The 22,863-nt window shown below is 33.5% G+C and carries 17 protein-coding genes and 1 tRNA gene; 11 read left to right on the forward strand and 7 right to left on the reverse strand.

Annotated elements, in window-relative coordinates; all coding sequences use genetic code 11:
- Positions 1-51: 51 nt before the first annotated feature.
- On the reverse strand, positions 52-1,083 hold the full coding sequence (locus tag ACHZDT_RS19575; RefSeq protein ID WP_394776385.1) for a LacI family DNA-binding transcriptional regulator: 1,032 nt from the start codon (positions 1,081-1,083) through the stop codon (positions 52-54).
- 235 nt (positions 1,084-1,318) lie between these two features.
- Here ACHZDT_RS19575 and ACHZDT_RS19580 point away from each other — a divergent pair, with 235 nt between their 5' ends.
- The 4 genes from ACHZDT_RS19580 (at position 1,319) to ACHZDT_RS19595 (ending at position 10,029) form a co-directional block, all read left to right on the forward strand.
- Positions 1,319-4,294 (forward strand): SusC/RagA family TonB-linked outer membrane protein, encoded by a 2,976-nt coding sequence (locus tag ACHZDT_RS19580; protein WP_394776387.1) that lies wholly within the window; start codon positions 1,319-1,321, stop codon positions 4,292-4,294.
- 36 nt (positions 4,295-4,330) lie between these two features.
- On the forward strand, positions 4,331-5,959 hold the full coding sequence (locus tag ACHZDT_RS19585) for a RagB/SusD family nutrient uptake outer membrane protein (RefSeq protein WP_394776388.1): 1,629 nt from the start codon (positions 4,331-4,333) through the stop codon (positions 5,957-5,959).
- Positions 5,960-5,976: 17 nt separating this feature from the next.
- On the forward strand, positions 5,977-7,074 hold the full coding sequence (locus ACHZDT_RS19590) for a SusE domain-containing protein (RefSeq protein ID WP_394776390.1): 1,098 nt from the start codon (positions 5,977-5,979) through the stop codon (positions 7,072-7,074).
- 78 nt (positions 7,075-7,152) lie between these two features.
- Complete coding sequence (locus tag ACHZDT_RS19595; protein WP_394776392.1) at positions 7,153-10,029, forward strand: alpha-amylase family glycosyl hydrolase; 2,877 nt, start codon at positions 7,153-7,155, stop codon at positions 10,027-10,029.
- Between the two features lie 92 nt (positions 10,030-10,121).
- Here ACHZDT_RS19595 and ACHZDT_RS19600 read toward each other — a convergent pair whose 3' ends face one another.
- The 4 genes from ACHZDT_RS19600 to ACHZDT_RS19615 all read right to left on the reverse strand — a co-directional run bounded on the left by ACHZDT_RS19600 (position 10,122) and on the right by ACHZDT_RS19615 (position 13,250).
- Entirely contained in the window at positions 10,122-10,349 is a 228-nt protein-coding gene (locus tag ACHZDT_RS19600; RefSeq protein ID WP_394776393.1) for a DUF6814 family protein, read from the reverse strand.
- A gap of 12 nt (positions 10,350-10,361) precedes the next feature.
- Complete coding sequence (locus ACHZDT_RS19605; RefSeq protein ID WP_394776442.1) at positions 10,362-11,858, reverse strand: MFS transporter; 1,497 nt, start codon at positions 11,856-11,858, stop codon at positions 10,362-10,364.
- Between the two features lie 526 nt (positions 11,859-12,384).
- Positions 12,385-12,801 carry a helix-turn-helix domain-containing protein gene (locus ACHZDT_RS19610; protein WP_394776394.1) on the reverse strand — a complete coding sequence of 139 codons (417 nt, stop codon included), beginning with the start codon at positions 12,799-12,801 and terminating at the stop codon, positions 12,385-12,387.
- A gap of 373 nt (positions 12,802-13,174) precedes the next feature.
- A tRNA-Phe gene (locus tag ACHZDT_RS19615) sits at positions 13,175-13,250 on the reverse strand.
- A 98-nt stretch (positions 13,251-13,348) separates the two neighbouring features.
- Between ACHZDT_RS19615 and ACHZDT_RS19620 the strand changes: the two genes are divergently transcribed.
- From ACHZDT_RS19620 to ACHZDT_RS19650, 7 genes are all read left to right on the forward strand, one after another.
- Complete coding sequence (locus tag ACHZDT_RS19620; protein ID WP_394776395.1) at positions 13,349-14,083, forward strand: type III pantothenate kinase; 735 nt, start codon at positions 13,349-13,351, stop codon at positions 14,081-14,083.
- Positions 14,076-15,308 (forward strand): hypothetical protein, encoded by a 1,233-nt coding sequence (locus ACHZDT_RS19625; protein WP_394776396.1) that lies wholly within the window; start codon positions 14,076-14,078, stop codon positions 15,306-15,308. The genes ACHZDT_RS19620 and ACHZDT_RS19625 overlap by 8 nt, the downstream gene beginning before the upstream one ends.
- Before the next feature lie 52 nt (positions 15,309-15,360).
- A complete protein-coding gene (gene lptC, locus ACHZDT_RS19630) occupies positions 15,361-15,918 on the forward strand; it encodes an LPS export ABC transporter periplasmic protein LptC (protein WP_394776397.1) in 558 nt (185 codons plus the stop codon).
- A gap of 2 nt (positions 15,919-15,920) precedes the next feature.
- On the forward strand, positions 15,921-16,115 hold the full coding sequence (locus ACHZDT_RS19635) for a hypothetical protein (protein ID WP_394776398.1): 195 nt from the start codon (positions 15,921-15,923) through the stop codon (positions 16,113-16,115).
- 2 nt (positions 16,116-16,117) lie between these two features.
- Positions 16,118-17,380, forward strand: coding sequence for a hemolysin family protein (locus tag ACHZDT_RS19640; RefSeq protein WP_394776399.1), 1,263 nt, complete (start codon positions 16,118-16,120; stop codon positions 17,378-17,380).
- Positions 17,381-17,488: 108 nt separating this feature from the next.
- The gene (locus tag ACHZDT_RS19645) at positions 17,489-19,588 is read left to right on the forward strand and encodes a peptidylprolyl isomerase (RefSeq protein WP_394776400.1); all 2,100 of its coding nucleotides are present in this window, start codon (positions 17,489-17,491) and stop codon (positions 19,586-19,588) included.
- Between the two features lie 267 nt (positions 19,589-19,855).
- Complete coding sequence (locus tag ACHZDT_RS19650; protein WP_394776401.1) at positions 19,856-20,266, forward strand: hypothetical protein; 411 nt, start codon at positions 19,856-19,858, stop codon at positions 20,264-20,266.
- Between the two features lie 67 nt (positions 20,267-20,333).
- Here ACHZDT_RS19650 and ACHZDT_RS19655 read toward each other — a convergent pair whose 3' ends face one another.
- Positions 20,334-21,254: a GYDIA family GHMP kinase gene (locus ACHZDT_RS19655; protein WP_394776402.1), complete on the reverse strand. Its 921-nt coding sequence runs from the start codon at positions 21,252-21,254 to the stop codon at positions 20,334-20,336.
- 134 nt (positions 21,255-21,388) lie between these two features.
- On the reverse strand, positions 21,389-22,702 hold the full coding sequence (locus ACHZDT_RS19660; protein WP_394776403.1) for a hydroxymethylglutaryl-CoA reductase, degradative: 1,314 nt from the start codon (positions 22,700-22,702) through the stop codon (positions 21,389-21,391).
- Positions 22,703-22,863 lie beyond the last annotated feature (161 nt).

Genomic DNA, 22,863 nt, shown 5'->3' on the forward strand with positions numbered 1-22,863 from the left:
AAAAACCATAAATAAAATTTATGGTCTTAGAATGTGTTGATTTTTAGAAAATTAATCAGTAGATTCTCTTTTTATCAAATGTGTTTCTATAACTTCTGTAGTGTAATTTTCGTTTTCTTCTTCGTCGTCATCATGTCCGGCTTCCAGTCTTTCGATCAGCATTTTAGCGGCTTTATTTCCCATTTTTTCACCACTTTGGCTTACGGTTGTAATACTTGGCGTTGAATATTTCGAGATAATTCCGTCAGTAAAAGCAATTACGGCAAGATCTTCAGGAACTTTAAGTCCCATTTTGCTGGCTGTTTTGATAATTGTTACGGCAAAAAGTTCATTTACTGCAAAAACAGCATCAAAAGCCCTGTCGTGTAAAAGTTGGCTTATTGTGATTTCGCAAGTATCTACGTCTTCAATTTTTATAATTAAATCTTCATTGAATGGTAATCCGTTGTCCAGCAGCGCTTTTTCGTAACCATCGGTTCTTAGTTTTCCAACGCTTACATAATCAACCGTTGTAACAAGAGCGATTTTTTTTCGGCCATTATCAATTAAACTTTGTACGGCTTCATAAGCGGCAGCTTTATCATCAATAATTACTTTATCACATAAAATATCATTGGTAACACGGTCAAACATTACAACGGGCATTCCCTGATTTATAACTTCGGTAATGTGGTGAAAATCACCTTTGTATTGGGTTTCTTTTGATAGCGACATGATAAAACCATCGATACTTCCATTGGCTAACATTTCCATATTTAAGACTTCTTTATCGAATGAATCATCAGATAAACAAATGACAACGCTGTATCCGTTTTCGTTTGCAACTTGTTCGATTCCGTTGATTACGGTAGAGAAAAAATAATGTACAATTTCCGGAATGATAATACCAATACTTTTGGTTTTTCGATTTTTTAAACTAAGGGCAATATTGTTGGGTTTGTAGTTGTAAAACTTTGCAAAAGCCTGAACTTTTAAACGTGTTTCTTCTCCTATTTCCAGACTGTTTCTAAGTGATTTTGAGACAGTTGAAATAGAGACGTCAAGTTCCCTTGCAATCTGTTTTAAGGTTATTTTGCGTTTCATAGTTATTATTGAAAAAAATCTAATTGTTAATAAAGGTATCTTTTATTTTTCGATTTGTCATTTTTTGACTGAAAAGATTACAAAATATAGAAAGTTTTCAACACTATCACGTTTTCGTAACTCATTAAAAATTGTAAGTGGTTGACCATGTTAATAAATTCCTAATTTTGAAATTCGAAGTAAAATTAAAAACTTAACTAACAATCAAAAACTCAAACTAATTTAAACAAAAAGTATGAAAACAATTTACAAAAAGTTGTTATTTTTATTCCTTCTGTTACCGTTTAGTGTACTAGCTCAAAGTATTTTATCCGGAACAGTTGCCGACTTGGCAACGGGACAACCAATCCCAGGGGTAAATGTAAGTGTACAAGGTGCTCCGGGCGGGACATCAACAGATTTTGACGGTAAATTTCAGTTATCGAATTTAAAAAATGGAGACAAAATTTTGGTTTCATTTATTGGATATAAAACGTCAACTATAGTCTTTAACGGACAAAAAACATTACCGGTTACTTTAGAAGAAGATACAAACCAACTTAAAGAAGTTGTTGTACAGGTAGGTTATGGTACTGTTAAGAAAAAAGATGCAACAGGTTCTGTATCACAAATCGCGGCTAAGGACTTTAATAAAGGAATTAATGTTACTCCTGAAAGTTTAATTAGCGGTCGTATTTCGGGTGTTAATGTAACTGGAGGGGGAGCTCCGGGAGCAAAAGCTGATATTAGAATTCGTGGCGGATCATCATTAAATGCTTCAAATGAGCCTTTGATTGTATTAGACGGACTTCCGTTAAGTAATGCGGTTCCAAGTGGTGCAACTAGTATTTTATCTACAATTGATCCTAATGATATTGAATCATTTACTGTTCTTAAAGATGCTTCGGCTGCTGCAATTTATGGTTCTCGTGCTGCAAATGGTGTAATTGTTATTACAACTAAAAAAGGATCAAAAGGTGCTGTAAAAGTTAATTTTAGTTCTCAAATTGGTATCAATACTGTAGCTAATACGGTGGATGTAATGAGTGCAGACCAATTCCGTGAATTGGTAAAAACAAAAGGATCTCCGGCACAACAAGCTTTATTGGGAACTGCAAATACAAACTGGCAAAATGAAATTTTTCATACTGCTTTGACGACTAACAACAATATCTCTGTAAGTGGTGCTTTGTTTAACAAATTACCGGTACGTTTATCTGTTGGAAATGTTGATAATCCCGGAATCCTGAGAAACACTTCTTTTGAAAGAACTACGACATCGATATCGTTAAATCCTGTTTTATTTGATAATCATTTAAAAATTGATATTAGCGGAAATTTATCTTTTGGTAAAAACCAATTTCAGGATGAAGGTGCAATTATTGGAAGCGCTATCGGATTTGATCCTACTCAATCTGTATATAAGGCAGGTTCTCGTTACGGAGGATATTATGAATGGTTAGAGCCAACTGGAAACTTACCATTATTACCGGCAAGAAATCCTGTTGCAAGATTAAATCAGGATGACCGCAGAGCAACTTCTACCAGAAAATGGGGAAATGTTAGAGTAGATTATAAACTTCACTTTTTTGAAGATTTAAGAGTTGTTGCTGAAGCAGGTATTGATAGATTTGACAGTAGCGGTTATACAGAAGTAAGTACTCAAAGTGCTTTAGGATATCAGCCAAAAGCGTTTAGTGATCCGGCTTATGTGAATTTAGGAAACTACTCAAGCTATACAGATGCACTTCAAAATAAAAACTTAAATGCTTATTTTAATTATACTAAAGATATAGGAAAAATTAAAATTGATGCAACTGCGGGTTATAACTACCAATTGTTTCAAAAACAAAAATATTCATCTGGTGAAACAAGACAGCCAAATCCTAATGAGGATGTTGCTACAGATCCGGACGTTAACTTACAATCGTTCTTCGGACGTTTGAATTTAGGATATGACAGCAGATATTTACTGACTTTAAATTATAGAAGAGATGGAACTTCCCGTTTCTCTAAAGATAACAGATGGGGAAATTTTGCAGGTGGTGCTTTTGCATGGAATTTGTCTGAAGAAGCTTTCTTAAAAGATAATGCTACTATTTCGACTTTAAAATTAAGAGTTGGTTACGGTACAACTGGTCAACAGGATATTTCTGCTCAGTATGATTATTTACAAAGAGTAACTTTAGGAACAATTAACTCACAGTATGTTTTTGGTAATACTGTTTATTCAACTGCAAGACCAGAAGGATATAACGAAAATATCAAATGGGAAGAATTGGCTGAAGGTAACGTTGGTATCGATTACGGATTCCTTAACGACAGAATTACAGGATCTATTAACTATTTTGATAAAAAATCGACAGATTTATTAGCAGATATTGCAGTTCCTGATGGTGCGAATCTTAGAAATCAAGGTTTCTTTAATATTGGTAGCGTAAGAACAAAAGGGGTTGAATTTAGTATTGCTTCTGATATTGTTAAAAACGATAATTTAACTTGGAATGTAGCTTTTAATACAACTTATATTGATCAGAATATTTCTGAGTTAGGAATTACGGTTCCTGGCTTTCAAGGTTATTTAACCGGAGATAATATCGCTGGTGGTAACGGAAATAAAATCCTGATCAACTCAGTAGGATATTCGCCAAATTCATTTTTTGTATATGAGCAATTATACGATGCAAACAAAAGACCAATTGCGGGAGCTTATGTAGACAGAAACGGAGATGGAAAAATTGATACCGCTGACCGTTACAGAGCAGGAAAAGCTGCACCGGATTATACTTTTGGTTTGTTCTCTACTTTAAACTACAAAAAGTTTGATTTTACAATGAACTGGAGAGCAAGTGTTGGAAACAAGATTTTTGATAACGTAAGTTCTAATTTAGGTTATTCGGATGCAGGGTTAAGAAGACAAACTGATTTATCTAACGTAAGTTCAGATTACTATAATACTGGTTTTACTTTTGAAGATAATGGTACATCACGTTACTTGTCTGACTATTTTGTAAAAGATGCTTCTTTCATAAAATTAGATAACGTTACACTTGGATACACTTTTGATAAAACAATCATAAAAGCTGCTTCTTTAAGATTTACAGCTGGAGTTCAGAATGTTTTCATTCTAACAAAATACAATGGTTTAGATCCTGAGAAATTCAACGGAATTGATAATAATGTATATCCAAGAGCAAGAACATTCTTGTTTGGAGTAAATGCGAATTTCTAATAGTAGACTGAAATCAAAAATTTAAAAACAAACAAAATGAAAATATCATTTAAATATATATCTTATTTTTTCCTATTCGTTTTAGGATTAAGTATGACGCTTACTTCGTGTACGGACGACTTAAACGTGACGCCAAAGGATGATGATGAATTTTTATCTGAAACCTTTTTTCAAGATCCTAAGTCGTACAAAGAAGTATTGGCTAAATTATACGCAGGTTTGTACGTGGGTGGTAATGATGGAGATGGTGATCCTTTGACCCCTGGAAAAAACCCTGATATTGCAGGACTTGGCGGTGACTTTAGCAGTTACTTAAGATTACTTTTTGTAACACAGGAATTTACTACAGATGAAGCAATTATTGCTTGGGCTGATGGTACTTTACCAACATTAAACGCGCAGACTTGGGCTCCGGCTAATGAATTTTTAGAAGGAACTTTCTCAAGAGCATTTTACCACATTAGTGTTGCTAATGAGTTTTTAAGACAAACTACAGATGAGAAATTAACTGCAAGAGGAGTTGATGCAGGGTTAAAAACTGAAATCGCTAATTTTAGAGCCGAAGCTCGTTTTTTAAGAGCTTTCTCTTATTATAACTTAATGGATTTATTCGGGAATGTGCCAATTACTACCGAAAAAGATCCAGTTGGATTCTTTTATCCGGAACAAAAAACAAGAGCAGAAGTTTTTGCTTTTGTTGAATCTGAATTGAAAGACTTAGACAATAGTTTAGTGGCTTCAAAAGCAAATGAATACGGAAGAGTTGATAAAACTGCTGCTAAATTTTTATTGGCACAAATTTATTTAAATTCTAAAGTATATACAGGTGTAGACAGAAATAATGACGCTGCGATAGTATGTAATGATATTATTACGGGTTCACAATATACATTTGCAAATGTTCCTTACCGTTATTTATTCTCTGCGGATAATAATAGAAATGGTGCTCAGTCTGAAGTTATTTTCCCAATTGTTGGTGATGGTAACGCAATTAGAGCAACAGGTGGAGGAATGAGTTTTATCATGCACGCTTCTATTGGAGGCAGCATGGATGCTGCTTCAAGAGGTATGGATGGTGGATGGCAAGGGATTAGAACTCGTAGAGAGTTTGTAAATCTTTTTCCTGATGCTACTGCAACCGGAGATAAAAGAGGAACGTTTTACACAGATGGTCAATCAAAAGACATTAATAACGTAGGAACTTTTACAGATGGTTATGCTGTAACAAAATACATCAATAAAAATGCTGATGGTTCTGCAGCACAAAGAAATGATATTCCGGATATCGATTTCCCAATGTTCAGATTAACTGATGTTTATTTAATGTATGCTGAAGCAACGCTTAGAGGAGCTTCAAGCGGAAACATTAATACAGCTTTAGGTTATATAAACCAAATTAGAGCAAGAGCCGGTGCAACAACAATTACGCTTCCTGAGTTAACACTTAATTTTATCTTAGATGAAAGAGGAAGAGAGTTATTCTGGGAATGTCATAGAAGAACGGATTTGATTCGTTTTGGAAAATTTAGTGGTGCTTCTAAAATCTGGCAATGGAAAGGTGGTTCTGTAAATGGTAACGCAACAGAATCTTTCAGAGATTTAATGCCTATTCCTGCAAGAAATATCCAGGCAAATCCAACTTTGAAACAAAATCCCGGATACTAACTTTATAAAACATTAAAATGAAAAATATATATAAAATTTTAATCGCATTTATTGGTGTTTTAGCTGTTTCATGTAATGCCGATGATGTGGAGAACAGACAAATTGTTTCGGCAGTTGTAACACCTGAAATTACTGCGCCTGCAACAGGAAAAGCTTTTGTTCTGGAAGTAGATAAAGGTTTAGAAGAAGCTGCTAAATTTACTTGGTCAAAAGCAGAATATTCTGCTGCTGTAGTAGTAAAATACACATTGTTAATTGATAAAAAAGGTGGAGATTTTACAGCTGCAAAAACTCTTGCTTCAACAAGTAACATTACTGAAGCTTCTATACTTGTTAAAGAATTAAATCAGGCTGCAATTGATCTGGGAGCAGCAACAGAAGTTGCTTCATTATTTGATGTAAAAATTGCTTCAAGTGTTTCCGGAGGAGTTCCGCAAGTTTCTAAAACAGTAATAACAATAAGTGTAACTCCTTATACAGGTAAAGTTGATTATAACTTTATTGAATGGTATTTAGTAGGTGATGCAACAGTTTCTGGTTGGGATAATAATAAAGGAAACCAAATTTTATTCAGAAGTCCAAAAAATGCTAACGAATATACTTTTACAGGATTCTTTAAAGCAGGAGCTTTTAAAACTATTAATACTTTAGGCAGCTGGGCTCCAATGTATGGTGGTGCAGATGGTACTTTAGCATATAGAGGAAAAGATTCTGATCCTGATCCGGCTAGCTTTGTCATTGCAGCTGATGGGTATTACACCTTTACAATGGATGTGCAAAAACTAACTTATAAATTAGTTTCTTATGATGCCACTGCTGCAAAATCATTTACAACAGTTGGTATTATTGGAGATAGTACACCAGGAGGCTGGGATGCATCAACAGCTATGACAAAATCTTCTTTTAATGGTCATATCTGGAGTTTAGGCATAACATCTCTAAAAGATGGCGGACTTAAATTTAGAGCAAATGACAACTGGGACGTTTCCTGGGGAGGAAATACTCCATTTTCAGGAGGAGGAACAGGTGATAATATACTAGTTTCAAAATCTAAATATGTTGTTTATTTCAATGATTTAGACGGAAGCTATTTAATGATTCCAAATCAAGAGTAATTTTTTCTTGAAATTAATTAGGGCTATCTGTGAGGTAGCCCTTTTTTATACCAACTAACCAATCAACCAAACCACATTATGAAAAAAACTGTACTATTATTTTTACTTCTACTGTCGGTTGTTGCGAATTCGCAGCAAATTACAGTTTCACCAGCGATATTTCAGGTCGATGAACCTGTTACAATTACGGTTTCATTTGCGTCACCAACTTGTAATGAAATGGGAACTAATCCCGCAAAAGTATATATGCATTCCGGAATTGGATCAGAAGCAAATCCGTGGGCATCTGCAAAAGGAAATTGGGGCGCTGATGACGGAATTGGTTTAATGACCAGAAATCCAGATGATACCTGGAGTATTGTAATTACTCCAAGTATTTATTTTGGACTGACAATTACTCAGCAAAACGAAGCTACGAAAATGGGTTTAGTGTTTAGAAATTCAGCTGGTTCTCAAACATTAAAGCAAGCTCCTTCCTGTTCTGATTTTTTTGTAAAAGTGGGATCGTTTCAGGTAAGCTTAACAAATCCTGCTGAAAATAGTGCTTCAATTATAACTTCGGGTTCAGGTTTTAATATTACCGCTACCAATACAAATGGAACAGCAAGTTATTCATTAAAAGCAAACGGAAATGTAATCGACACAAACGCAAGCACTTCAAATTACACATATTCTCATATTAATATTACCAATAACCAAACTTATGAATTATCGGTAACGCAAGGAACGACGACGGTTGTAAAAAAGTTTTCGGTTGTTGTAAATCCCAATACGGTTTCAGAAACTATGCCATCAGGTTTAGTTGACGGAATCAATTATAATGCTGCCGATATTACAAAAGCGACGTTGGTTCTGGATGCGCCTTTAAAAGATTTTGTTTACGTTGCCGGAAGTTTCAATAACTGGAATCCTTCATCGGCTTATGCCATGAAAAAAGATCCTGTTTCGGGTAAATTCTGGTTAGAATTAACGGGATTGGTTTCGGGGGAAAATAATACCTATCAATATTGGGTGGTCGAGACAACGCCAATAGCAAATTCTCCTTCATTGGTTAAAACCGCAGATCCTTATTCCACTTTAGTTTTGTCTCCTTATGATGATGCTTCGATTCCGGCAACTTCATACCCAAATATGCCTGTTTATCCGGCAGGACAAAATTTTGAAGTTTCGGTATTAAAAACAGGACAAACACCATATAACTGGCAAGTAACTAATTTTACAAAACCTGAAAAGGAAAAATTAGTAGTATATGAAGTTTTAGTTCGGGATTTTGATGCAGCCAGAAATTACCAAAGCTTAATTGATAAGATCGAATATTTTAAGACATTAAAAATAAATGCAATCGAATTAATGCCAGTAATGGAGTTTGAAGGCAATGAAAGTTGGGGTTATAATACGTCGTTTCATATGGCTTTGGATAAATTTTACGGAACATCGGATAAATTAAAAGAATTGATTGATTTATGTCATCAAAACGGAATCGCTGTTATTCTTGACGTGGCGCTAAATCACGCTTTCCGAAGAAATCCTATGGTAAGAATGTGGATGAATGATCCTGATGGAGATGGTTTTGGTTCGCCAACAATTGAAAATCCGTATTTCAATACAGTTGCAAAACATGCTTATAATGTAGGTGAAGATTTTAATCATCAATCATTAAAAACGCAGAATTATGTAGAACGCGTAGTAAAACAATGGATTGAGGAATATAAAATCGATGGTTTCCGATGGGATTTAACCAAAGGATTTACGCAAAATTGCACGGCAAATGATGGTTCATGTACAGATGCATATCAACAAGATCGAGTAGATATACTAAAAAAATATGCTGATTATTCATGGAGTTTAGATCCTACACATTACACGATTTTTGAACATTTAGGTTCTGATCCCGAAGAACAGCAATGGGCAAATTACAGAATTGCCGAAACGCCAAGTAAAGGAGTTATGATGTGGGGAAAAATGACAAATCAGTACAATCAATTATCAATGGGATATGCATCTGACAGTGATATTTCGAGAATGACGAGTACAAGTCGCGGTTTTACAGCAAATCGTTTAATGGGTTATACCGAAAGTCATGACGAAGAACGTTTGATGTATAAAAACGTGCAATACGGAAATTCAAGCGGAACCTATAATGTAAAAAATTTAGATACAGCTTTGTCAAGAATGTCTGCAATTGGCGCGGTTTCATTATTAGTTCCGGGGCCTAAAATGATTTGGCATTTTGGAGAATTAGGCTGGGAAAACTCCATTTTTACTTGTAATGATAATACTGTAAATTCAGATTTTGATGCTATTTCAGGAGATTGTAAATTAGATAAAAAACCACAGCCTCAATGGGTGAATAATTGGTTAGGAAACTCAAACCGAAATAAGATTTACAACGATTGGGCAAAAATGATTACGCTTAAAATAAAAGAGCCTGTGTTTTCAGGAACTGCTACAATGGCAAGCGTAAGTTCATTAGCTATTAACATAAAAATCAGCGATAATAATTTATCAGCAACACAATTAAAAGATGTTTTAATCGTAGCAAATTTTGATGTAATTGCACAAAATATTCCAACAGGATTTCAATATACCGGAACCTGGTATGATTTAATGGATAATACAACGATTAATGTTACAGATGTAAATTCGCCTATAAATATTCCTGCCGGCGAATACAGAATTTACGGAAATAAACAAGCCAATTTAGCAATCGCCGATTTCGAAAAAGGAAGCTCAATTAATCTATATCCAAATCCGGTTTCAGATTATTTTACATTGAATATAACCACAACTAAGGTTCAGATTTATAGTATTTCTGGTCAATTGGTAAAAAGTTTTAATGCCAATAAAAATTCAGATTTTCAATTTGGCGTAAGCGAATTAAAAACCGGTTTATACGTAGTTAAAGCTAATGATGAAAATGGTAAAGTTCAGGTTATGAAGTTTATTAAGAAGTAATATTTCGGATAAAAATACACCTGACAAAGGTAGAAGAATGGTTTTGTTAGTAATGTAAAGGGGCTGTCTGTAATAGACAGCCCTTTTATTTTCTACAATTTTTCTTTGTTATATTCGCCAATAACAGCAAAATAGCCAAAAGTTCCCAATCCTAAAACAATCAACGGAGTAAGAATAAAAAGGATAATTATTCCGAAGACTAAATCATCCTGTTTGTCTGAAAGAAGTTTGGGTAAGCCAAATTCAAATACACAAAAATAAGCAGCTGCAACCGCAAGAATAATCCATAAAACACCTAAAATTTGTTTGATCGCATTCATAATTATATAATATTAAAGGTGATTAGTTTTATTTTTATTATCGATATAGATCATTCCAATTACAAAGCAAACCGAAGCAATTATAATAGGATACCAAAGTCCGTCGAGATAAAACTCAGGTTTCCCGGCTTCTTTAGAATGTGTTACAAAATAAGTTGAAATAGCAGGTAGTAAACCTCCAAAAATTCCATTCCCCACATGATAAGGAAGCGACATCGAAGTATATCTGATTTTTGTTGGAAACATTTCCACTAAAAATGCCGCGATTGGTCCGTAAACCATCGTTACAAATAAAATCTGAATGAAAACCAATAAAATTAAAGTCCATTCATCGTTTGAATTTATGGTTATGGAAATATTAGTTTGAGCCTCTTTTTTATTCGCAAAATGCGTCTTTTTTTCTATAAAAATAGTTCCGTCACTATATTCCTTGTTTGTCGTGTAAATAGAATCCTTATTGTTTGTGATCTCAATTGTTTCTTTTGTTGCCTGAGTAAGTTCGGTTTTATGGTTGACATCAGTCGTGTTGTACATCATTTTATAAATAGGCCGGTAGAACAAAATAGCCAGCAACATTCCGGTCATCATAATATATTTTCGTCCTATTTTATCGCTCAGCCATCCAAAAACAATAAAAAACGGAGTTCCTAATAATAATGAAATTCCCAACAATCCGTCAACTTGGGATGAATCGATATTCATAACCGTTTTCATGAAACTCATGGCATAAAACTGTCCTGTATACCATACAACGCCTTGTCCCATTGTGGCTCCAAATAAAGCCAGCAACACAAATTTTAGATTATATCTGTTGCCGAAACTTTCCTTTAACGGATTCGTACTTGTTTTTCCTTCTTTTTTTGCTTTGGCGAATGCCGGAGATTCATCCATATTTTTCCGAATCAAATACGAAACTCCAACCATTACAATAGAAACCCAAAACGGAACACGCCAGCCCCATGAATCAAAATCTTCAGCCGAAAGTATATTTTTTGTTGCCAGAATAACCATTAAGGAAATAAATAAACCAATTGTGGCTGTAGTCTGAATCCAGGAAGTCCAATATCCTTTTTGTCCTACAGGCGCATGTTCAGCGACATAAGTAGCCGCTCCGCCATATTCTCCGCCAAGTGCAAGTCCTTGCAATAAACGCAGAATTAAAACTAATAATGGAGCAAGAAAGCCAATGGTTTCATAACTGGGAATACAGCCTATTAAAAAAGTTGATCCTCCCATTAATAGCAAAGTCGCCATAAAAGTATATTTCCTGCCAATGATATCGCCAAGTCTTCCAAAGAATAATGCACCAAAAGGACGTACTACAAATCCTGCGGCAAAGGTTGCCAAAGTAGATAAAAATGCTGCTGTTGGATTATCGCTCGGAAAGAATTTTGTGGAAATTACAACGGCCAAACTTCCAAAAATATAGAAATCATACCATTCGATCATTGTACCCATTGAAGAAGCCGAAATTACTTTCCAAATGCCTTTTGTAGAATTTTTACCCATAAAATCCGATGTGTTATTAACAATGAATAAAATCATTAAATATCATTTTACGAATATATAAGATATTTTTTTATTTAGTTGATACTTTTTTAACAAATATCACTTAATTATTGGCTTTGAATTTTTTGGTAATTAAAAGTTTACAAATTTTAAGATTGGGCTGATTTTACCGCAAAGAGCGCAAAGTAAAAAACGCAAAGTTCGCAATGTTTTTTTGCTCGCAAAGACGCAAAGTCGCAAAGGTTGGTTTTTTTATTAAGTTAAAATCTAAAAAGAAAACCTGCTCAATCTGCGAGCAAAAAACAGTTAGAGTTAAAAACTTTGCGACTTAGCGTCTTTGCGCGATTTTTTACTTAACGCAAAGTTCGAAATGTTTTTTTTCCTCGCAAAGACGCAAAGGTTGGATTTTTTTATTAAGTCAAAATCTAAAAAAGAAAATCCGCTCAATCTGCTAAATCTGCGAGCAAAAAAAAAAAGAGACTCTATTTGGGTCTCTTAATGTTTTAATTGATATAATTTCAAAAGATTATTTTTCCTTTAATAATTTTTCTAAATATTGATTCTTCTCTTTTTCGGCTTGCAATAAACGTTCGTAAAGCTTTCGATTTTCGTCAACAATCTCCATCATTTTGTCTAATGGATTGAATGAGCAATGATTAGGTTGATTAGTGACGCCACCGGTAATTTCATTGTCATGTATGTTATTAAAATAATTAATAGCCGCATCTTCCGAAAAATTCTTAATGGCTTCAACAGTTACCCCAAGTGCATTTGCAACTTCAATAAGTCTTTCTTCTTCTATGGTTTCGCTGTTTTCAATAGCCGATATTGTTTGCTGGCTAATTCCCAAAGCCTGCGCCAAAGCTTCTTGTTTCATATCACGAAGTTCACGAATACGGCTTATCTTTCGCCCTATATGAATTGGTTTTGTTAGTGTGCTCATAATTCAAAGATAATAATTAAGTATCAACCTACAAAGTTGACAAAATATAATTATAAACTTTATGAAGTAAATGAATTTAAATAGAAATGATTTTTTATTAAGGTCAAAATCTAAAAAGAAAATCTGCTCAATCTGCGAGCAAAAAAAAAGTTAGAGTTTAAAAACTTTGCGTCTTTGCGCGATTTTTTACTTAACGCAAAGTTTGCGATGTTTTTTGCTCGCAAAGATGCAAAGTCGCAAAGATTGTTTTTTTATTAAGTTAAAATCTAAAAAAGAAAATCTGCTAAATCTGCTAGCAAAAAATAGAATTTAAAAAACTTTGGGAGCAGGAAAATATTAAAAACAAAAAACCCGAATATTACTATTCGGGTTTTGGTGGTGCCTCCAGGGATCGAACCAGGGACACATGGATTTTCAGTCCATTGCTCTACCATCTGAGCTAAGGCACCGTGCTGATTGCGGGTGCAAAGATAGAATCATTTTTCGTTTATCCAAAACATTTTTAAAAAAAAATCAATTCGTATCTTTGCGTTTCAAAATAGGAAACATGATTTTAACTGTCGATGTTGGGAATACCAGAATTAAAGCAGCTGTTTTTGAGGGAAATACTGTTCTTGAAAATTTTGTTTTTTACAAAAATGAGCTTCAGGAAAAAATAGAAAATATTTTAAAAAAATTTCAAAACTGCTCAGATTTGGTTGTTGCTTCGGTAGGAAATATTGAAAAACAATCTTTTTTAGCTTTCGAAAAACAATTGAATATTCATTTTTTAACTCACGAAGATGTTTTTCCTTTTGTAAATAAATATGCAACCCCAAAAACTTTAGGAATTGACAGAATGGTTTTGGCTTCGGGAGCTACTTTGCAATTTCCCAAACAAAATAGGTTAGTAATTGATGCAGGAACTTGCATAACCTATGATTTCATCGACGAAAACGACAATTATTTGGGCGGAGCGATTTCTCCGGGTTTACGATTGCGTTATGAAGCTTTGCACAACTATACGGCTAAACTGCCCTTACTGACTTTTGAAACACCAGAATTATATATAGGAAACTCCACAGCACAGGCGATTCATTCCGGAGTTGTCAATGGCTTCGTCTATGAGATTGACGGTTTTATCGATGAATATCGAGCAAACTTTGCAAATTTTATAATAATTTTAACGGGAGGAGATGCAGATTTTTTGGCTAAACGATTAAAAAATACCATATTTGCCAATTCAAATTTTCTTTTAGAGAGTTTGAACCAAACATTTCAATATAAAATCGACAATGATTAAAAAAATTATAGTAAGCGCATGTTTGCTTATCTCGTTCGTTTCATTTGCTCAACAGGGTACTGCTTCTCCTTATTCTTTCTTCGGGATTGGTGATGTCAGATTTAAAGGAACTCTTGAAAACAGGTCTATGGCAGGAGTTTCGGTAGAGCAGGATAGTATCCATTTGAATATTGAAAATCCGGCAAGTTATGCTAGTTTGGGACAGACTACTTTTACAATTGGAGGAACTTTTGGATCATCTACATTAAAAACTAATGAAGGATCTGCTAAAGCGCAAAGATCAACTTTTGATTATTTAGCGATAGGAATTCCAATGGGAAAATTCGGAGCATCATTTGGTTTGATTCCCGTAACTTCAGTTGGATATAAAATTCAAAATGACAATACAGGAACAGACGGCGCTACAAGTACACAACTTCAGGGAAAAGGCGGAGTTAATAAAGTGTATTTTGGTTTAGGATATAAAATTAAAAAAAACTGGACTATTGGAGCTGATGCTCAATATAACTTTGGTAAAATCACAACAACAAGCGTAGAGTTAGTTACGGGAGTTCAAAATGCTACCGCAGAAACAAATACGTCTGAATTATCTGGTGTTGGTTTTAGCCTTGGTACAATGTATCAGACTAAGATTGATAAAAAATTAACCTTATTTACTAGTTTAAGTTATGCTTTTGCTACTAATTTAACTTCAAATAATACAAGAGTTATTGCAGTAGATGGTGATGCAGATCCTGTTATAGGTGATCCGCACGAGGATAAATTAAAGTTGCCTAATAAAGTCACATTTGGTGTAGGTATTGGTGAGCCAAGAAAATGGTTAGTAGGTACAACAGCTTCATTTCAGGGTAACGGACAACTGGCAAATTATTACAATGCAGCAGATAATGTAAGTTATGAAAAGTATCAAAAATATGCAGTAGGTGGATATTTTATTCCTAATTATGCATCATTTACCAGTTATTTAAGCAGAATTACATACAGAGCCGGACTTAAATATGAAAAACTTGGTTTGGTGGTTAATAATCAATCAATCAATGATATTGGAATGAATTTAGGAGCAGGAATCCCTCTTGGGAATGGTTCTTTTTCAAACGTAAACATAGGTTTGGAATTTGGAAAAAGAGGAACAATGTCTGCCGATTTAGTTCAGGAAAATTATTTCAATGTTAGTTTGAGTTTTTCTTTTAACGACAGATGGTTCGTGAAAAGTAAATTCAACTAAGCATACGTTTTTATGTTTTTCTAAGCTCATTACAATTTACTACATTTGGCAAATGAATTTACCAAAGAGATATATTATAAGCGTTGTCACAGTTATTGCTGTGACACTGTTTTTTGGATGCGAAAGTAATTTTAAGGATGTTCAAAAAATCAACTTCTCAGAGTTTGTTCCGGGAAGTGACGCAGATACCGTTAATATAAAATATACCGATTCCGGCCGCATTACAGGAGTTTTAAAAAGTCCGAAGATGCTGGATTATTCTAATCTGGATTTTCCTTTTACCGAATTTCCAAAAGGAATTGACGTTACTTTATATGATAAAAAACAAAAGCGTACTTTTATAGTGTCAAATTATGCTGTATCATATAAACCAACCAGTATAATAGATTTGCAGGGAAAGGTAAAGATTACCTCAGAAACTGGACAAATGCTCGAAACTGAGCAATTGTTTTTTGATCAGAAAAACGAATGGTTTTACACCGAAAGAAAGTTCAAGCTTACTGATGCAAAAGGCGTTTCTTACGGTCAGGGAATTGATTTTAGTAAAGATTTTAAAGTGATTAATTCGCAGCGTGTAAGCGGTGAAATAGAATCAGACGAAAAAATATAATTATGGGCATTTTAAAATATACACAATATCTTTATTTATTAATTGCAGCTGCTTTCATTTATGATGGAGTTACAAAGCTAAATTCACCTGCTGAAAATGCGTGGTTAAGCTTTATAATTGCAGGTGTGAGTGTTTTTATGTTTTTTTTCAGGAGAAAATATGCCAAGAAATTTGATGACCATTATAAAAAACAATAAAAATGGAAATTGGTATTATAATACTATGTTTAATACTATCAGCCTTTTTTTCAGGAATGGAAATAGCTTTTATTTCCTCGAATAAAATTTATCTTGAAATCGAAAAGAAACAAGATAATTTTTTATCCCAAATTCTAACCAAACTTACAGAGAATCCCTCAAAATTTATTGCTGCAATGCTTATTGGTAACAATGTCGCATTAGTAGTTTATGGTTTTTATATGGGAGATTTGATTCTGGAATGCATTATTAAATTGGGCTTTCATTTCTCTAATTTGACAAGTTTACTGGTTCAGACGATTCTCTCGACTTTTATCGTTTTAATAACCGCAGAGTTTTTCCCGAAAGTATTTTTTCAGATTTATGCCAATTCATTAATTAAGATTTTTGCAATTCCGGCATATCTTTTTTACAGATTATTTTATTATATCTCCACTTTTTTTATCTGGATTTCGGATTTTGTTTTGAGAAAATTTTTCAAAACAGAAGGCGATCAGGTACAATTGTATTTTAGTAAAATAGAACTTGGAAATTATATTACAGAACAAATGAATTCTGTTGAAGATGACGAAGAAGTAGATTCAGAAATTCAGATTTTCCAGAATGCATTAGAATTTTCAGGCGTAAAAGCGCGCGACATTATGACGCCACGAACTGAAATAGTAGATATTGATTTATTTGATAGTATTGCCGACTTAAAAGAACTATTTGTAGAAACAGGATATTCTAAAATCGTAGTAAGTCAGAATTCGCTGGACAATATTGTGGGTTATGTACATTCATTTGATTTATTCAAAAAGCCAAAAACAATAAAATCGGTTTTAATGACCGTTGAATTTGTTCCGCAAACCATTTTGATTAAAGACGCGTTGAATTTATTAATCAAAAAACGAAAAAACGTAGCTGTTGTTTTAGATGAATATGGAGGAACTTCGGGGATAATTACAATAGAAGATATAGTCGAAGAACTTTTTGGTGAAATTGAAGACGAACACGATTCAGAAGAAGAAGAGCTGATTGAAAAGGAGTTAGGCGAAGGTAAATATTTGTTTTCAACGCGCTTAGATGTTGAATACCTAAACGAAACCTATAAATTGAATATTCCTGAAGAAGATTCTTACGGAACATTAGGAGGATTTATTGTAAATTCTACTAAGGAAATCCCTCAAAAAGGAGAGGAAATAGTGATTGACAGCTATCATTTTGTAATTGAAGAGGCAACAAATAAGAAAATCGAATTGGTTAAATTGACAATAAAAGAGTGATTTTTTAAATTAATAAAAAAAATTGTGTAAAATAAAACGCTAGTTGTATTGTTATTAACTAGATAATTGTATTTTCGCAAACTGAATATAAAATTAACGATAATAAAAATGGCAGTTTTAGCAAAAATTAGACAGCGTTCCGCTTTATTGATAGGAGTTATTGCACTTGCATTATTTGCATTTATAATACAAGATCTTTTCACTAGAGGAAGTTTCGGTCAAAGTTCAAAAGATGTGGGAAGCATCGATGGAAAAGATATTTCATTTGAAGACTTTAGAGTTAAAGTTAGTAATGTTGAAAAAAGTGGGCAAGGAATTACTTCCACTGAAGCTGCAAACAGAGTTTGGGACCAAGAGGTTTCAATCGCATTATTATCAGCTCAATTTGATAAATTAGGATTAAGAGTTGGTGAAAAACACTTACTTGAAGTTTTAAAATCAGATCCAAATATTGGTAAAAACCCAATGTTCTTAAACGCAGCAGGCGGTTTTGATGTTGTGAAATTTAAAGAATACTTCAAAACTAATCCTGAAGCAGCTCAATATCTTTCTGAAAAAGAAAAAGATGCTGAATTAAATGCAAAATTTCAAATCTACAATACATTAGTAAAATCAGGTCTTTATACTACAGCTAGTGAAGGAAAACTGAAATATGAAATGGAAGCTAACAAAGTAAACTTTGCTTATGCTGCTGCATTATATTCTTCTATTAAAGACAGCGATGTTAAAATTTCTGATTCTGACATTGTTGATTATATGAAGAAAAACGAGAAAAAATTCAAAGCGGATGCAACTCGTGAAATTCAATATGTTTTAGTTGAAGATAAAGCGTCAAAAGAAGACGAGGCTGAAATCAAAGCTAAAATTACAGGTTTACTTAACGGAAGAGTAGAATACAATGCAAAAACCAAACAAAATGATACTTTGCCAGGTTTTAGAAATGCAACTAACATTGCTGAATTTGTAAACTCAAATTCTGATGTTCCTTACGATTCAACTTACGTAGCTAAAAATTCTTTACCTGCAGTAGATGCTGATAAATTATTCAGTTTGCCAGCCGGTTCAATTTACGGTCCATATGTTTTTGGAAGATATTATGCTATTTCTAAATCTTTAGGATTTAAAGCTGGTGTTAACGCAAAAGCAAGTCATATCTTAATTGCATACGAAGGATCACAGACTCCAAATGCAAAAGAAAAAAGAACAAAAGAAGAAGCTAAAGCAAAAGCAGAAGAAATTCTTGCTCAGGTTCAGGCAAATCCGGATAGTTTCATGATGTTGGCTTTTACAAGTTCTGATGATTCATCTGCACAACAAGGTGGTGATTTAGGATATTTTAGTCCAAACCAAATGGTAAAACCATTCAATGATTTTGTATTCAATAACGGAATTGGAAAAGTTGGTTTAGTTGAAACTCCTTTTGGATTTCACATTATCAAAATTACTGATAAACAAGACGGAATTCGTTTAGCTACAATTGCTCAAAAAATTGAGCCTTCTGAAGCTACTTCTGATAAAGTATTTACATTGGCAACTAAATTTGAAATGGATGCTGCTGATAAAGATTTTAATGCTACTGCAAAAGCATTAGGTTTAAAAGTATCTCCTCCAGTAACTGCAAAAGCTATGGATGAAGCGTTTGGTCCTTTAGGAAATCAACGTAACATTGTAAGATGGGCATATGATAAAGAAACTAATGTAGGAGATGTTAAACGTTTTGAGATTGCTAATGTTGGTCACGTAATTGCTCAGTACAAAAGCGAAAACAAATCAGGTTTAGTATCTGTAACATTGGCAAGACCGTATGTTGAGTCTATCTTGAAAAACAAGAAAAAAGCTGAAATGCTAAAAGCTAAATTAACAGGTTCAACAATCGAAGCTGTTGCTAAAAGCGCTGGTGTAGCAGTTCAACAAGCAACTAATGTAACTTTAGACAATCCGGTTTTACCTGGTGGAGTTGGACAAGAGCCTAAAGTTGTTGGAAATGCATTTGCATTAGCTGCAAATAAAATTTCTGCTCCAATTGAAGGAAACACAGGAGTTTATGTTGTAAAAAATATTAGTACTGTAAAAGCACCTGCTTTAACAAACCACGCTGAGTATGTTGCTAAAGTAAAAGCTCAAAGCGCATCTGACGCAAGCAGAATTTTACCGGCTTTGAAAAGCAATGCTAAAATTGAAGATAACAGATTACAATTTAACTACTAGTTTTTAGTAGATTAAAAATCTAAATATAAAAACCCGAAACGTCCTTATCGATGTTTCGGGTTTTCTTTTTGCTAAAATATTAATTGTTTTTGTAATAATAATCTACGTATTTTCTTTAATTATATAGGAATAATCGAAATACAATTAAAAAATTTGTGATATTCAAAATATTGCAGTTAATTTGTTAAAATTTTTTATTTTAACATTTAAATAAAATGACCAAAAGAGCTATGAGTGAATACTTTAATTATGGGGAATTAAATGTTTATGTTTAGTTTATTAAAGAAAAGACCGAGAGTGTATTCTAAAATTGAAAATCATATTTTTGGAATAATTACGGAGCTTTTAAAACTCGGCAGTACTGAAATCAATAGTGATGAATTGGGAGGGAAGTATTATTTAAGTAACGAAGAACAGCATTTTAAAGTTACTATTATGAGTAACGATTATGTGATCAGGTTAACAAATACTCGCGATTCTGTAGCTGAAAAATATGACAAGCTTTTTGTTGAAGATGTCCTGAAAGCTGTAAAAGAGGAGAAGCACCGCAGAATGGAAGTGGTGTATGATTCTATTACAAATAGTATTGAAAAAATGGCGGAGCGTTTACATAATACGCTTATAGAATCTAATGAGTTAGAAACGCAAAAAGTTCGACGACTTGAAAAATCATCATAATAAGAACAAAAAAGTAAACTGAAAAGTTTGCTTTTTTTGTTTTAAGACGATTTAGTAAATAACTAATTTATTTCTGTAAAATCATTTCATCATAAGAAAGAATAGTTTTGTATCCTTTTGAAGAAAAATATATTGTTGGGTCTTCTTTTGAAATTACCATTACAAAATCTCCGCCCCAGGCGCCAAGGCTTTTAATTACGCCATTAAAATCCGAAAAAGAAGCTTCTTTAATAGTTTGCATTTCCAGAATGTTACTCAAATGTAATTCGTGTTTTTCTAAAGCTAATGCAAATTCTTTTTCAGTTTGTGCATTCAAAATTGAATCCGTAATTTTATTATTATCTAAAATGATTTTCTCAAGATTGCCATTTCTGTTATTGTAATACGCATTTATCGCAGCTTTGCTGTTTTGTTTTTTATTTAAATAGACAAAATAGATGTTTTTTGTAAAATCAGGATGAAATTCAACGGTTTCAACGATTGGTAAATTCTCTTGTAAACGATATACAATTGGTGTATTGTTTTGTGCGCAGGCAATATCGTAACCACTTCCTCCAAAACTGTTTTTTAAGAGCGTAAAAGCATCAATATTGGTCCATTGAGCAATATTGTTTAATAAGGTAGAAGATGTTCCTAATCCCCAGTTTTTTGGAAATGTAAGTTGTGTACTAATTATATATCCATCGGAATTATTGATGAAATCAGGATTTAAAAGATACGCTTCGTGTAGAATGTTTATTAAAGTTGTTTTTACGCTTTCTATTTTTGAATCTGTATTATTTATAATTTCAGAAAATGAAATAGTGTCTTCGTACCAAAGATGTTCATCAAAATCATAACTTTTCCATTGTATTTCCTGGTTTGAACCGTTTTCTACAATTAAATTCTGTCCAAATTTTGTGGGTAACGCAAAAGCTCTGGCACCATCTAAAACTAAATATTCACCTGTAATTAAAAGTTTTCCGTTACTGTAAAAGGTTGTTTTCATTCTGTGTTTTTTAGCCCCGATAGAAGTGGAAATCCTTTTGCTTTTTTCTTTAAAAAGTAAAAGATTGCAACGAATAGCGGGAATAGCTCCATATTATTATCCCCAAGTTTAGGAATTGATCAGGATGACTAATTTTATTTTCTAAGATTCTCGATAAATTCAACTACGACACTGTGTGAAACGACATTTTTCTTAAAATGTGATTTAATTGAACGTCGTTCTTCTTCGTTGGCTTCAAATTGGTTGATGATGTTGTTTAAGTGCATTTTCATGTGTCCTTCCTGAATTCCGGTGGTAGTTAAGGAACGTAAAGCCGCAAAGTTCTGCGCCAAACCTGCAACGGCAACAATTTCCATTAACTCTTTGGCGGATGGTTTTTCGAGTATTTCAAAACATAACTTAACTAAAGGATGCAGAGAGGTTAATCCGCCCACGGTTCCTAAAGCCAGAGGAATTTCAAGCCAGAAAGTAAAAATTCCGTCTTCGATTTTTGCATGGGACAAACTGGCATATTGACCATTTTTTGAAGCGTAAGCATGAACTCCGGCTTCGATAGCTCTAAAATCATTTCCGGTGGCGAGAATCACGGCATCAACTCCGTTCATGATTCCTTTGTTGTGGGTTACGGCTCTAAAGGGTTCGACTTCGGCAATTTGAACAGCTTGCACAAAACGCTCGGCAAATTCTTGTGGATTTTGAATGTTTTTATCGGTTAAATCTTCTATTGGGCAGGAAACTTCGGCTCTAACAATGCAATTTGGTACATAATTAGATAAAATACTCATGACAACTTTTAGTGTTTCATCTTCTGAAAATAAATCAGAATTCTGAAATTCATCTTTTAAAGTTGTCGCAAATTGCTCTAAACATGAGTTGATAAAGTTGGCGCCCATACTATCTTTGGTTTCGAAAGTAGCATGAAGCTGAAAATAATTTTCAAGTAAACTTCTTTTGTCTTTTAGTTTAATATCTAAAATTCCGCCACCGCGTTGCTGCATATTTTTAGTAATGCTTTGCGTGTCAGATAAAAAATTTGGCTTTATTTGGTCAAAAAAAGATTGTAGTTTTTCGGCATCTCCATTATAGGTAAAATGCACCTGGCCAATTTTTTGAGTGTCAATTACGGTTGCTTTAAAACCTCCGCGAGTTGACCAGTATTTTGCTGCTTTTGATGCTGCTGCAACCACTGAACTTTCCTCAATTGCCATTGGAATTGTTTTGTATTTTCCGTTGATTAAAAAATTAGGAGCAACTCCTAGTGGAATATAAAGATTTGTAATGGTGTTTTCGATGAATTCATCATGCAATTTTTGTAGCTTTTCGTCTGAATTCCAGTAATTTCTTATAATCGTAAGCGCTTCTTCAGGGTTTGAAAAATAGGTATTTGCGATCCAGTTTATTTTTTCTTTTTTGGATAATTTCGAAAATCCGGCAACGGCGTTGTTCATTCTCAGTATTTTAAATAATAATGTTGCGGCAAAGATACCATTTTAAGAGTTTTGTTTATAATGTATTTGAAATTTGAAAAGTACGCAATCGTTATTTTTTTTAACATTTAACACATGAAATGTGTATTATGTTCATTTTTTTTACTAAAATTGGGGTCTTT

Source organism: Flavobacterium sp. (assembly GCF_043722275.1).
In the GTDB taxonomy this organism is placed as follows: domain Bacteria; phylum Bacteroidota; class Bacteroidia; order Flavobacteriales; family Flavobacteriaceae; genus Flavobacterium.

Bases quoted from the DNA above. Each gene is read 5' to 3' on its own strand.
- ACHZDT_RS19590 (WP_394776390.1), top strand. From the start codon at position 5,977: ATGAAAAATATATATAAAATTTTAATCGCATTTATTGGTGTTTTAGCT.
- ACHZDT_RS19600 (WP_394776393.1), bottom strand. From the start codon at position 10,349: ATGAATGCGATCAAACAAATTTTAGGTGTTTTATGGATTATTCTTGCG.
- ACHZDT_RS19575 (WP_394776385.1), bottom strand. From the start codon at position 1,083: ATGAAACGCAAAATAACCTTAAAACAGATTGCAAGGGAACTTGACGTC.
- ACHZDT_RS19585 (WP_394776388.1), top strand. From the start codon at position 4,331: ATGAAAATATCATTTAAATATATATCTTATTTTTTCCTATTCGTTTTA.
- ACHZDT_RS19640 (WP_394776399.1), top strand. From the start codon at position 16,118: ATGGAAATTGGTATTATAATACTATGTTTAATACTATCAGCCTTTTTT.
- ACHZDT_RS19650 (WP_394776401.1), top strand. From the start codon at position 19,856: ATGTTTAGTTTATTAAAGAAAAGACCGAGAGTGTATTCTAAAATTGAA.
- lptC (WP_394776397.1), top strand. From the start codon at position 15,361: ATGAATTTACCAAAGAGATATATTATAAGCGTTGTCACAGTTATTGCT.
- ACHZDT_RS19645 (WP_394776400.1), top strand. From the start codon at position 17,489: ATGGCAGTTTTAGCAAAAATTAGACAGCGTTCCGCTTTATTGATAGGA.
- ACHZDT_RS19610 (WP_394776394.1), bottom strand. From the start codon at position 12,801: ATGAGCACACTAACAAAACCAATTCATATAGGGCGAAAGATAAGCCGT.
- ACHZDT_RS19580 (WP_394776387.1), top strand. From the start codon at position 1,319: ATGAAAACAATTTACAAAAAGTTGTTATTTTTATTCCTTCTGTTACCG.
- ACHZDT_RS19605 (WP_394776442.1), bottom strand. From the start codon at position 11,858: ATGGGTAAAAATTCTACAAAAGGCATTTGGAAAGTAATTTCGGCTTCT.
- ACHZDT_RS19620 (WP_394776395.1), top strand. From the start codon at position 13,349: ATGATTTTAACTGTCGATGTTGGGAATACCAGAATTAAAGCAGCTGTT.
- ACHZDT_RS19595 (WP_394776392.1), top strand. From the start codon at position 7,153: ATGAAAAAAACTGTACTATTATTTTTACTTCTACTGTCGGTTGTTGCG.
- ACHZDT_RS19655 (WP_394776402.1), bottom strand. From the start codon at position 21,254: ATGAAAACAACCTTTTACAGTAACGGAAAACTTTTAATTACAGGTGAA.
- ACHZDT_RS19625 (WP_394776396.1), top strand. From the start codon at position 14,076: ATGATTAAAAAAATTATAGTAAGCGCATGTTTGCTTATCTCGTTCGTT.
- ACHZDT_RS19635 (WP_394776398.1), top strand. From the start codon at position 15,921: ATGGGCATTTTAAAATATACACAATATCTTTATTTATTAATTGCAGCT.
- ACHZDT_RS19660 (WP_394776403.1), bottom strand. From the start codon at position 22,702: ATGAACAACGCCGTTGCCGGATTTTCGAAATTATCCAAAAAAGAAAAA.